This window comes from Flavobacterium aquiphilum (genome assembly GCF_027111335.1).
Classification (GTDB): domain Bacteria; phylum Bacteroidota; class Bacteroidia; order Flavobacteriales; family Flavobacteriaceae; genus Flavobacterium; species Flavobacterium aquiphilum.
Genome location: NZ_CP114288.1, coordinates 4951814 through 4964507, shown reverse-complemented (window position 1 = coordinate 4964507; position 12694 = coordinate 4951814). Strand labels below are relative to the sequence as shown.

The following is a 12694-nucleotide window of genomic DNA, read 5'->3' as shown; positions in this document are numbered from 1 at the left end:
TATAAATATATGTCAGCAGTAGCTCACGATCACGATCACGGACACGATCACGAACACGTACACCATCATAAGGACACATTCATTACTAAATATATTTTTAGTATTGATCACAAAATGATTGCCAAACAATACTTGCTTACAGGTATTATTATGGGAGTTATAGGTGTTGGTATGTCTATGCTTTTCAGAATGCAATTGGCTTGGCCAGAAGAATCTTTTAAGATTTTCAATATATTACTTGGAGATAAATGGGCTCCAAATGGAGTAATGGCAAATGATATTTACCTTTCTTTGGTTACCATTCACGGTACCATCATGGTATTCTTTGTACTTACTGCGGGATTAAGTGGAACTTTCAGTAACCTATTAATTCCATTACAAATTGGAGCTAGGGATATGGCGTCGGGATTCATGAATATGATTTCTTATTGGTTGTTCTTTTTATCCAGTGTTTTAATGCTTTGTTCATTATTTGTTGAGTCAGGTCCTGCAAATGCTGGGTGGACGATTTATCCACCTTTGAGTGCACTTCCTCAAGCTATTTCTGGTTCTGGAGCTGGTATGACTTTATGGTTGGTTTCGATGGCAGTTTTCATTGCTTCTTCTTTGATGGGATCTTTGAACTATGTAGTTACAGTTATCAACTTAAGAACTAAAGGAATGTCAATGACAAGATTGCCACTTACAATTTGGGCTTTCTTTGTTACCGCAATTATCGGTATCGTATCGTTCCCAGTATTATTATCTGCTGCATTGTTGTTAATTTTTGACAGAAGCTTTGGTACTTCATTCTTCTTGTCTGATATATATATTGCCGGTGAAGTTTTACATTACCAAGGAGGATCACCAGTTCTTTTTGAGCACTTGTTCTGGTTCTTGGGTCACCCTGAGGTATATATCGTAATCTTACCTGCATTAGGTATTACTTCTGAAATCATTGCCACAAACTCACGTAAACCAATCTTTGGTTACAGAGCGATGATTATGTCAATTATTGCGATTGCATTTTTATCAACTATCGTTTGGGGTCACCACATGTTTATTTCGGGTATGAATCCATTCTTAGGATCTGTATTTACATTTACAACATTATTGATTGCAATTCCTTCAGCGGTAAAAGCATTTAACTATATCACTACTCTTTGGAAAGGTAATCTTCAAATGAACCCTGCTATGTTGTTCTCAATTGGTTTGGTTTCTACTTTCATCACTGGAGGTTTGACAGGGATCATTTTGGGAGATAGTACATTAGATATCAATGTTCACGATACTTATTTCGTAGTAGCTCACTTCCATTTAGTAATGGGTATTTCTGCTCTTTACGGAATGTTTGCCGGAATTTACCACTGGTTCCCTAAAATGTTCGGAAGAATGTTGAACAAAAATTTAGGATACGTTCACTTTTGGGTAACTGCAATCTGTGCTTATGGAGTATTCTTCCCAATGCACTTCATTGGATTAGCAGGTTTGCCAAGACGTTATTATACTAATACTAACTTTCCGTTATTTGACGATTTGCAAAATGTTAACGTATTGATTACAACATTTGCTTTAATTGGAGGCGCTTTCCAATTAGTATTTTTATACAATTTCTTTACTAGTATCTTCTACGGTAAAAAAGCGGTACAAAATCCTTGGAAATCAAATACTTTAGAGTGGACTACGCCTGTAGAGCATTTGCACGGTAACTGGCCTGGAGAGATTCCAGAGGTACACCGTTGGCCTTATGACTACAGCAACCCAGGACATGATGAGGATTTTGTTCCTCAAACTGTTCCAATGAAAGAAGGGGAAGTAATTTTACATCACTAATATTTCAAAAAAATCATATAAATGCCTTTCTTAATTGAGAGGCATTTTTTTATATAGAATGATTACTTTTTTTATCTTTATCGCATGAATGTAAACTTAGATCCCACAAATAATAATTTAAGTTCCGAAGAACTAGATATCGAAAAAAGATTGAGACCATTGTCTTTTGACGATTTTTCGGGTCAGGATCAGGTATTGGAAAATCTTAAGGTTTTTGTCGCTGCTGCCAATCAAAGAAGAGAAGCACTTGACCATACGTTGTTCCATGGGCCTCCTGGTTTGGGAAAAACAACTTTGGCTAATATTTTGGCCAATGAACTGAATGTGGGAATCAAAATCACTTCAGGACCTGTTTTAGATAAACCTGGGGATTTGGCAGGTTTGCTTACCAATCTTGAAGAACGGGATGTATTGTTTATAGATGAGATTCATCGTTTGAGCCCAATAGTTGAAGAGTATTTGTACTCCGCGATGGAAGATTTCAAGATTGACATCATGATTGAATCTGGGCCAAATGCCAGGACAGTTCAGATAAATTTAAATCCCTTTACATTAATTGGAGCAACAACCCGGTCTGGACTTTTGACTGCTCCTATGCGTGCCCGCTTTGGAATCTCATCAAGATTGCAATATTATACTACCGAACTTTTAACTACTATTGTGGAGCGAAGTGCCATGATTTTCAAAATGCCCATAACAATGGAAGCTGCTATTGAAATTGCTGGTAGGAGTAGGGGGACACCTCGTATTGCTAATGCTTTGCTGCGACGTGTTCGTGATTTTGCCCAAATTAAAGGTAATGGGACTATTGATATTGAAATTGCCCGCTATGCTTTGAGGGCATTGAATGTGGATGCTTATGGTTTGGATGAAATGGACAACAAAATTTTGAATACTATCATTGATAAGTTTAAAGGAGGTCCTGTTGGTTTGTCAACATTGGCAACAGCCGTATCGGAAAGTAGTGAAACTATTGAAGAAGTTTATGAACCTTTCTTGATTCAAGAGGGTTTTATTATAAGAACGCCAAGAGGCCGTGAAGTTACCGAAAAAGCCTATAAGCATTTGGGGAAAATTAGAGGAGGTATTCAGGGAGGGTTGTTTTAATTTTAAGTAGCTATTCCTGCTATCCACTATATCTTTTCCTGCTTAAAGGAAGCAGGAAAAGGATGCCGTTACTATCAGGGCTAGGGATTTGTGTTAATCTAGTTTTTTCTTTAAAATAAAAAGTCATAAATAATAAATCAAAATACACGCAATTTATAAAATCCGAGGCCAAGCGTCTCGGTTTTTTATCTTGTGGTATATCTAAAGCTGGTTTTTTAGAGCAAGAAGCACCTCGTTTGGAAAATTGGCTAAATCAAAATTACAACGGACAAATGTCCTATATGGAGAATCATTTTGATAAACGGCTGGATCCAACTTTATTGGTTGATGACGCCAAAAGTGTAGTTTCTCTATTGTTGAATTATTATCCTTCGGAATTCCAAAATCCAGATTCCTATAAAATATCCAAATATGCTTATGGGCAAGATTATCATTTTGTTATAAAAGATAAACTTAAGGAGTTGCTTTTTTCAATTGAGTCAACAATTGGAGCAGTTTCAGGAAGAGCTTTTGTGGATTCGGCTCCTGTTTTGGACAAAGCTTGGGCTGCTAAAAGCGGTTTAGGGTGGATTGGCAAAAACAGTAATCTATTGACCCAAAAAGTAGGTTCTTTTTATTTTATTGCTGAACTTATCATCGATTTGGATTTAGAATATGATCAGGCAACAACTGATCATTGTGGAACTTGTACAGCTTGTATCGACGCTTGTCCTACTGCGGCAATTGTGTCTCCGTATGTTGTGGATGGTAGCAAATGTATTTCGTATTTCACAATCGAACTCAAAGAGAATATTCCGTCCGAGATGAAAGGTAAATTCGATGAGTGGGCTTTTGGCTGTGATACTTGTCAGGATGTCTGTCCTTGGAATCGTTTTTCAAAACCACACAGCGAACCTTTGTTCAATCCCAATCCGGAATTACTTTCGATGTCCAAAAAAGATTGGGATGAAATTACTGAGGAAGTTTTTAAAAAAGTATTTAAGAATTCTCCACTTAAACGAACAAAATTTCAAGGCTTCCAAAGGAATATTGACTTTCTGAAAGATTGGTTTTAAGAACATTTTTTAACTAGAATAGTCTTCCAAATGATCGTTTTAGGATTTTTTTGTCCTTTTATTGGGGCTTTTTTTAGTTTTTGTAAATCTCTTTCAGGGCTAATCATACGTCTATTTATCAGCATTTTACTTACTTAATTAACTGAAAATGCACTTTGTCGTCTAATATTGTTTTTTGTCGATTGTTGTTAACATGATGTGTAGGATTTTTATATTTTCGCCTCAACCTTATCTACATCATTAACACTACTAAACGGATTATATTGAACAAAATTACTTTCAGGATTTACATAGAATTATTTCCAAAATCTTTTTTATTTTTCTTACTTACTACAAATTTCTTTTTTGTGGTTGATAATTGTGCTTTCTTTTTTAAACGCACAACTGGAATTTTATTGTCAAAAACTCCACTTTGTAATAGAGTTATATTTCGTTATTGTTTAAACGAAAATCTTTTTTTTCAGGAAAATTTACAGACTTCTGTTCAAAATCCTTTTTTGATTTTGAAAGCAAAAACTATTGCTTCTAGTTTATTGGATGGAATTAAAAATATAAAAAAAGTACTTTATTTTCAAAATAGTCAGGTTTTTGGTATTGACAAAACCTTCGTATCATTTATTTAAGCCCTAAAACGATTCTTTATGAATACTAAGTTTATAACGACAAAAAATATCGCTTTAATTACGCTATTCTTAGTTCTGTCTTTTACTAAGGTAATAGGACAGACTCCTGGTGTGATTTTTCAGCCTGCCATAGGAAACGGTAAGACTGTTTTGGATCCTAATGGAGATGGCTATGTATCTGCGACAACAGCTGGTTTTACTACCGACGATCAAGTGCAAAGTGAGATTCCTTATTCGTCATTAGTTTTTCCTATGGTAGAGCCTAATAGTGATCTTAGCGCCGGGCCGAGTTGTAGTTTTACGGATTTTGTAGATCAAGGAGATGAGGATCCTGTTCAATCGTACTATGACTCTGCAACTAAGAATTGGCTATTCAGAATGCGAATGGGGAAATCATCGCCAAATTCTAAAAGTTATAGTATTCTTATCGATACAGATGGTAAGTTTGGCTCTACAGGCCCTAATGCCGATCCTCAATATTCGAGTTCCAATCCTGGATTTGAAATTGAAATTGTTTTAGCTACTAATTTTGGAGTTTTTGTTTACGACGTTAACAATAGTAATTGTACTCCTGTAATATCTTATCCAGATACTGTTACAAATAGGAATTATCAAAAATCAGTTGCATTGACAACGAGTTGTGGCGATCCGGATTATTTTTATGATTTTTTTGTAAATATGGACGATTTGACTACTACGTTTGCAAGTCGCCCAACAAATCCTGTTACAATCAATTCTTCTACAGCTGTCCGAATGGCTATGGTTGACAATATGGGAGCCCAAAAATCGACTGTGTGTAGTCCTGCTTCAGCTTCGGATATTGCGGGTGTGGACTCCTCTTGCGGTTCTCTTGAAAATTGTTTAGGTACTATTATTGATAATTATACACCATGTCCTCCTGGGCAGGTATGTCTGGATCGTACGACTTGTCCAACTATTACGGGGTCATATACTGCATCTTCGACAGCAATTAGTGGGACTTCAAATGAAGCTTCGGGTACACTTATAAACGTTTCTGTTTATGCAAGTGACGGAACTACTTTTTTAGGAAGTGGAACCACTACTACATCGGGAATTAACTGGACAATTAATGTAGCCGCCTTATCTCCAGCGGTGACATTGGCAGCTGGACAAATTATAAGAGCAACCGCAAAGGCAAGTGGAAAAGGAGAATCTATTGATAATTGCAGCTCGAAAACAGTTGGTGCTTCTTGTAACACAACAGCATTAACAGGCGTTTCTGGTAATTCGAAGGGAGTTTGTGGTGGTGGTTTAACTTCTGGAGCCACATTAAATGTTTATAAAGATGGAATCTTAATTCTTTCAACAGCAGTTACAACTAGTGTTCTTCAGATATCGGGAACATCTTGGTCTTATAAACCAAATGGAAGTTTTTCAAATTGTAGTAGTGGAGCAGCTAATATGCCTACTGGTTATTATCAATTTTCACAAGTCGTGGGCGGATGTGAAGGTACAAAAGTCGATTATGACAATGGAACAGGATGTTCGGGTGCCGCAACTACTCCTGTAATTACAGGTACAATTTTTGCAGGTACAACTTCAATATCAGGAACTTCAGGTAACTCTGCTTCTTTGGAATTGTTTATTGCTGGTGTTTCTAGTGGAACAGTTACCGCAAGTGCAGGTGGAGCTTGGACATTTACTTCCAAAGTAGTTACTGCGGGTCAGTCTGTTTATGTAATTGCAACTGAAACGGGAAAGTGTACAAAAACAGCAAGTAGTTCAATTACTGTTATTGCTGCGCCAATTCCTACTATTTCTGGGACTTATTGTGGTTCTGTGACTACGGTTTCGGGAAGTGTTGCCACAACATCTGGTACAATCCAGTTGTATAAAATTGGAACTCCCGATGTGGCTGTTGGTTCGCCGGTATCTATTTCGTCAAATGGTAGTTGGACTGTCTCTGGATTGAGCCTGGTTTCAGGAAATCAAATATATGCCAAAATTACTTTAAATGGGGGTGTTACCTCCAACTCAGCCACGACTACCATTGGAAATCAGACAACCAATGCAGTGGTGATTTCTACATCCATAACCGAAGGGGACACTTCTATTTCAGGAACGGGTACAAATGGAGATTTTGTTCAACTTTATATCGATGGATATTTAAGTTCTTATTTTACAACAGTGAGCGCTTCAAATACCTGGACTATTAGTGGTATTTCTGTTAATGATTTATATCTTAACGCTACTGTATATGTGACAGCAACTACGTCTGGACTTTGTGAAGGTAATGCATCAACTTCAAAAGTAGTGCAATGTAAAAGTCCAACTCTCCAAAATTATTTAGGCGGTAGTAAAAATTATTGTTATGGATCGGCTGGATCTATTACCTTAGATTCATCTGAATCGGGTGTGATTTATGAATTGGTTAATGGAGCGGGGACTAGTGTTGGGCCTTCTGCAGTAGGTACAGGAAGTTCAATAACTTTGTCTACAAATGCGTTGACTGCTAATTTGACAAATGTATATGTAAAAGCATATAAAATATTGAACACAAGCTGTTCGATAACATCTACTGTAGCAATTAATTTTGATACTCAATTACCTTCTCCTGGGATTACTTTAACAAGTACCAATGTTCCTGTTTTGCAAAGTGTAACAACAGCGGCATTTGCTTATACTTCTCCGGTAAATTCACCAACAAATTATAGCATCGCTTTCTCGATAGCAGCCAAAAACCAAGGATTTGTAGATGTTAGTAGTGCAGCATTGTCCTCGAGCCCTATTAATGTAACTGTACCCGCTGCCGCCGCTGTAGGCAGTTACTCAGCGATTTTGACAATTATAGGAGGAGGTGCCTGTTCAAGTACTTATCCAATTTCAATAACTGTTTATTCAAATTCAAGTCCACCGGTTATATCGACCCAACCTGCAAGTGCTTCCATTTGTAGTGGTTCAGCAACTACATTAAGTGTTAGTGTTTCGGGTGCATCGAGTTACCAATGGCAGTCGGCTTCATCTTTTGGAGGAACTTATGCTAATGTTGTTGGTGGTTCAGGCGCAACATCAGCAAATTACACAACGGCGACTCTTAATTCAACAACATACTATCGTGTGCTAGTTTCAAATGGCTCAGGTACAACAACGAGTAATGTCGCAACCGTAACGGTGAATAGTCCTACTGCTCAAACAATATCAGGGACTAGTCCAATATGTGGTATTGGAAATTCAGCAACTTGGACAAGTACTACTTCAGGGGGTACTTGGTCTAGTGCCACTCCTGCTGTTGCTAAAGTTGACGCCTTAACAGGATTAGTGACTGCTGTCTCAGTAGGAACATCGGTAATTACTTATTCAGTAACTGTTGGAGGTTGTGTTAATACGGCTAACAAAACCGTAACGGTATACGCATCACCTACCATTACCGGAGCAATTACAATTGCGCAAGGAGCCTCTACTACTTTCGTGGGTAGTGCAACTGCAGCGGCTAGTAATCCTTGGGTTTCTAATAACATAGGAATTGCAACAGTGACAAGTACAGGAGTGGTTACAGGGGTTTCTCCTGGTACGGCAACAATTACTTATACAAATACCAACGGATGTCAAGCTACTAAGAATATAATTATTACAATGCCAGCTTCAGACAATGACAATGATGGTATTTCTGATTCAGTTGATTTGGATGACGATAATGACGGTATTTTAGATACAGACGAATGTTCACAATCAACCACAAATGTTTCTCTCGATGGTTTAACTTTTTTAACAGGTACGGGAACGGCATCCAATATTAATGCCAACGATTATTTATTAAAAACAAATGCTATAAATTATTTAGGAGTAAATTATGATGCCGTCATAAAAATAATCAACAAACAAGTTCCTTCTGGTCAGTTAGACATAACCACAGCTTCTCCTTTGGGAACTTTGCAATTATCAGGTGCGATTCCAAATGAAAATCCGTATGTTACCTATTCTCTCAGCATTGTTCAATCTGGTTCTGCTACTGCCGGAAATCCGACAGGAACACCTGTTTCAATTAGTAAGTTATGGATTACGATTGCAGATTTAGACGGTAATGGTGGAACTAATAATTATGGAGATGTTGGGGGATATTCATCTTCTTTAAATGCAGAAGCATTAATTGTTGGTTCCAATCTTAATAATAATGGATTCATCTCTGGAGGTCCGTCAGGTTATAATTCTTTTAGACCTAATGTGATACCTGCTCCAAATGTAGTCGAAACTGATTTAACTTATGCTTATCAGGCATTGTTTGGCAGTTATACAACGGGTCAATTTGTGTTTGGAATAACCGGTACACATACAAGTACTGTTAGCAGGAAACAAGTTATATCGCTACGCTCAGAATATTCTTGTGATAACGATGGTGACGGAATACCAAATCAAATCGATTTGGATTCTGATAATGATAATTGTTCTGATGCTAATGAATATTATAATTTAACTACAGCCGATGGTGGAGATGGAGGAGTTTATGGAATTGGGACACCAACGGTAAATGGGAATGGTCAAGTAACTACTGCAGCCTATGCGGGAACTTATGCAAATGCCATAAATGCTGGTTCTGCCAGTACATTAAATTCTTCAACTCCAACTGATCAATCTACTAGCATTGGAGGGAATGCAGCATTTACAACAACAGTTACAACTCCAGGATCAGGAACTACACAACACCAATGGCAAGTAAGTACTAACAATGGTGCTACTTGGACGAATTTAACCAATACAGGTGTTTACACTACGACAACGACAGCAACTCTAAATATTACCGGTGCAACAGCAGGAATGAATGGTTATAAATATAGAGATGTTGTTACCCAAAGTAATTTCATTTGCGGAAGCGTAATTTCTACAATTGCTAATTTATGTATTATTCCGGTGGTTCCGACTTTGTCCTTGACAGCGGCCACATGTTCATCGGCGGGGACTAGTACGATTAGCAATTACAGCGCATCGAATACTTATACATTTAATCCTGCTACGGCTGGAATCACTGTCGATTCATCGGGATTGATAAGTGGAATGACTCTTGGTACATCCTATACGGTGACATCAGGAAATGGGACTTGTACATCGGCTGCTTCGGCTTCGTTTAGTAATGCGGCAATGTTGGCAACGCCATCGGCACCGATTGCTTCAGCACAAACGTTCTGTTCGGTTGAGGGTAAAAAAGTAAGCGACTTGTTAGCCACAGGCACATCGATCAAATGGTACGATGCGGCAACGGCCGGTACATTATATGCAGGAACAGAAACGTTGGTAAGTGGGACGTATTATGCGAGCCAAACGGTAAACGGCTGTGAGAGCAGCAGAACTTCGGTAAGCGTAACGGTAACTCCAACGCCATCGGCACCTACGGCCTCGGCACAAACGTTCTGTTCGGTTGAGGGTAAAAAAGTAAGCGACTTGTTAGCCACAGGCACATCGATCAAATGGTACGATGCGGCAACAGCCGGTACATTATATGCAGGAACAGAAACGTTGGTAAGTGGGACGTATTATGCGAGCCAAACGGTAAACGGCTGTGAGAGCAGCAGAACTTCGGTAAGCGTAACGGTAACTCCAACGCCATCGGCACCTACAGCATCGGCACAAACGTTCTGTTCGGTTGAGGGTAAAAAAGTAAGCGACTTGTTAGCCACAGGCACATCGATCAAATGGTACGATGCGGCAACAGCCGGTACATTATATGCAGGAACAGAAACGTTGGCAACTGGGACGTATTATGCGAGCCAAACGGTAAACGGCTGTGAGAGCAGCAGAACTTCGGTAAGCGTAACGGTAACTCCAACGCCATCGGCACCTACAGCCTCGGCACAAACGTTCTGTTCGGTTGAGGGTAAAAAAGTAAGCGACTTGTTAGCCACAGGCACATCGATCAAATGGTACGATGCGGCAACGGCCGGTACATTATATGCAGGAACAGAAACGTTGGTAAGTGGGACGTATTATGCGAGCCAAACGGTAAACGGCTGTGAGAGCAGCAGAACTTCGGTAAGCGTAACGGTAACTCCAACGCCATCGGCACCGATTGCTTCAGCACAAACGTTCTGTTCGGTTGAGGGTAAAAAAGTAAGCGACTTGTTAGCCACAGGCACATCGATCAAATGGTACGATGCGGCAACAGCCGGTACATTATATGCAGGAACAGAAACGTTGGCAACAGGGACGTATTATGCGAGCCAAACGGTAAACGGCTGTGAGAGCAGCAGAACTTCGGTAAGCGTAACGGTAACTCCAACGCCATCGGCACCTACTGCTTCGGCACAAACGTTCTGTTCGGTTGAGGGTAAAAAAGTAAGCGACTTGTTAGCCACAGGCACATCGATCAAATGGTACGATGCGGCAACAGCCGGTACATTATATGCAGGAACAGAAACGTTGGCAACAGGGACGTATTATGCGAGCCAAACGGTAAACGGCTGTGAGAGCACCAGAACTTCGGTAAGCGTAACGGTAACTCCAACGCCATCGGCACCGATTGCTTCAGCACAAACGTTCTGTTCGGTTGAGGGTAAAAAAGTAAGCGACTTGTTAGCCACAGGCACATCGATCAAATGGTACGATGCGGCAACGGCCGGTACATTATATGCAGGAACAGAAACGTTGGCAACAGGGACGTATTATGCGAGCCAAACGGTAAACGGCTGTGAGAGCAGCAGAACTTCGGTAAGCGTAACGGTAACTCCAACGCCATCGGCACCTACGGCCTCGGCACAAACGTTCTGTTCGGTTGAGGGTAAAAAAGTAAGCGACTTGTTAGCCACAGGCACATCGATCAAATGGTACGATGCGGCAACATGTACGGTACATTATATGCAGGAACAGAAACGTTGGCAACAGGGATGTATTATGCGAGCCAAACGGTAAACGGCTGTGAGAGCTCAAGAACTTCGGTAAGCGTAACGGTAACGCCAACGCCATCGGCACCGATTGCTTCAGCACAAACGTTCTGTTCGGTTGAGGGTAAAAAAGTAAGCGACTTGTTAGCCACAGGCACATCGATCAAATGGTACGATGCGGCAACGGCCGGTACATTATATGCAGGAACAGAAACGTTGGCAACAGGGACGTATTATGCGAGCCAAACGGTAAACGGCTGTGAGAGCAGCAGAACTTCGGTAAGCGTAACGGTAACGCCAACGCCATCGGCACCGATTGCTTCAGCACAAACGTTCTGTTCGGTTGAGGGTAAAAAAGTAAGCGACTTGTTAGCCACAGGCACATCGATCAAATGGTACGATGCGGCAACGGCCGGTACATTATATGCAGGAACAGAAACGTTGGCAACAGGGACGTATTATGCGAGCCAAACGGTAAACGGCTGTGAGAGCTCAAGAACTTCGGTAAGCGTAACGGTAACGCCAACGCCATCGGCACCGATTGCTTCAGCACAAACGTTCTGTTCGGTTGAGGGTAAAAAAGTAAGCGACTTGTTAGCCACAGGCACATCGATCAAATGGTACGATGCGGCAACGGCCGGTACATTATATGCAGGAACAGAAACGTTGGCAACAGGGACGTATTATGCGAGCCAAACGGTAAACGGCTGTGAGAGCAGCAGAACTTCGGTAAGCGTAACGGTAACTCCAACGCCATCGGCACCGATTGCTTCAGCACAAACGTTCTGTTCGGTTGAGGGTAAAAAAGTAAGCGACTTGTTAGCCACAGGCACATCGATCAAATGGTACGATGCGGCAACGGCCGGTACATTATATGCAGGAACAGAAACGTTGGCAACAGGGACGTATTATGCGAGCCAAACGGTAAACGGCTGTGAGAGCAGCAGAACTTCGGTAAGCGTAACGGTAACTCCAACGCCATCGGCACCTACGGCCTCGGCACAAACGTTCTGTTCGGTTGAGGGTAAAAAAGTAAGCGACTTGTTAGCCACAGGCACATCGATCAAATGGTACGATGCGGCAACGGCCGGTACATTATATGCAGGAACAGAAACGTTGGTAAGTGGGACGTATTATGCGAGCCAAACGGTAAACGGCTGTGAGAGCAGCAGAACTTCGGTAAGCGTAACGGTAACTCCAACGCCATCGGCACCTACGGCTCTCGGCACAAACGTTCTGTTCGGTTGAGGGTAAAAAAGTAAGCGAC

At 40.6% G+C, this 12694-nt stretch carries 5 protein-coding genes; all 5 read left to right on the top strand.

Going from position 1 to position 12694, the window contains the following annotated elements:
* Nucleotides 1-9: 9 nt before the first annotated feature.
* Entirely contained in the window at nucleotides 10-1812 is a 1803-nt protein-coding gene (locus OZP12_RS20175; protein WP_281226892.1) for a cytochrome c oxidase subunit I, read from the top strand.
* Between the two features lie 84 nt (nucleotides 1813-1896).
* Nucleotides 1897-2919: a Holliday junction branch migration DNA helicase RuvB gene (ruvB, locus tag OZP12_RS20170; RefSeq protein WP_281226891.1), complete on the top strand. Its 1023-nt coding sequence runs from the start codon at nucleotides 1897-1899 to the stop codon at nucleotides 2917-2919.
* 125 nt (nucleotides 2920-3044) lie between these two features.
* Nucleotides 3045-3974, top strand: a complete 930-nt coding sequence (queG, locus tag OZP12_RS20165) for a tRNA epoxyqueuosine(34) reductase QueG (protein WP_281229100.1) — start codon at nucleotides 3045-3047, stop codon at nucleotides 3972-3974.
* A 641-nt stretch (nucleotides 3975-4615) separates the two neighbouring features.
* The gene (locus OZP12_RS20160) at nucleotides 4616-11455 is read left to right on the top strand and encodes an Ig-like domain-containing protein (protein WP_281226890.1); all 6840 of its coding nucleotides are present in this window, start codon (nucleotides 4616-4618) and stop codon (nucleotides 11453-11455) included.
* Entirely contained in the window at nucleotides 11386-12675 is a 1290-nt protein-coding gene (locus OZP12_RS20155) for an Ig-like domain-containing protein (protein ID WP_281226889.1), read from the top strand. The genes OZP12_RS20160 and OZP12_RS20155 overlap by 70 nt, the downstream gene beginning before the upstream one ends.
* The last annotated feature ends 19 nt before the right edge of the window (nucleotides 12676-12694 follow it).

Excerpts from the sequence above, each read along its gene's own strand:
- OZP12_RS20175 (WP_281226892.1), top strand. The coding sequence starts at position 10 with ATGTCAGCAGTAGCTCACGATCACGATCACGGACACGATCACGAACAC.
- ruvB (WP_281226891.1), top strand. The coding sequence starts at position 1,897 with ATGAATGTAAACTTAGATCCCACAAATAATAATTTAAGTTCCGAAGAA.
- OZP12_RS20160 (WP_281226890.1), top strand. The coding sequence starts at position 4,616 with ATGAATACTAAGTTTATAACGACAAAAAATATCGCTTTAATTACGCTA.
- OZP12_RS20155 (WP_281226889.1), top strand. The coding sequence starts at position 11,386 with ATGTACGGTACATTATATGCAGGAACAGAAACGTTGGCAACAGGGATG.